General features: G+C 76.0%; 1 protein-coding gene. It reads left to right on the forward strand.

Annotated elements, in window-relative coordinates; translation table 11 throughout:
* On the forward strand, nt 1–417 hold a 417-nt coding region (locus tag AC5RWQ_RS30310; protein WP_494286019.1), incomplete at its 5' end, for a THUMP-like domain-containing protein.
* Between the last annotated feature and the right edge of the window lie 163 nt (nt 418–580).

A 580-nucleotide genomic window follows, 5' to 3' on the forward strand; every position in this document is an offset into this window, starting at 1 on the left:
CTGCCGCCGGCCCCGCGGGTGCGGCCGGTGGGGCGGTACCTGTACGAGCCGGACGGCGCGGTCATCCGCGCACACCTGGTCGCCCTGGTCGCGGAGGAGGTGGGCGGCGGGCTGATCGACCCGACCATCGCCTACGTCACCGGCGACGACCCGCACCCGACGCCCTACGCGGCCGCGTACGAGATCCGCGACGCGCTGCCGTTCGGCCTCAAGCGGCTCAAGGCGCTGCTGCGTGAGCGCGAGGTGGGACGGCTGACGGTGAAGAAGCGCGGGTTCGCCATGGAGCCGGAGGAGGTGCGGCGCCGGGTGCGGCCGCAGGGGCCGCACGAGGCGACGGTGTTCCTGACCCGGATGGCGGGCGAGCCGGCGATGCTGATCGGTGCGCCGGCGGCCTGGGACGGGCGGCTCAGGGCCTGACCGCGACCGAGACGAACCGCCAGCGGTGCACCTGACGGCGGACCAGTTCCGGCGGCGGGTCGGGCAGTGCGGGCAGCTCGGCGCCGTAGGGCGCGTCCCACCAGCTGATGACGAGCACCCGGTCGCCGGGCGCGGTCAGATAGTCGGCCCGGCCGGGCTGCCC

The organism is Micromonospora sp. BS32 (genome assembly GCF_059089345.1).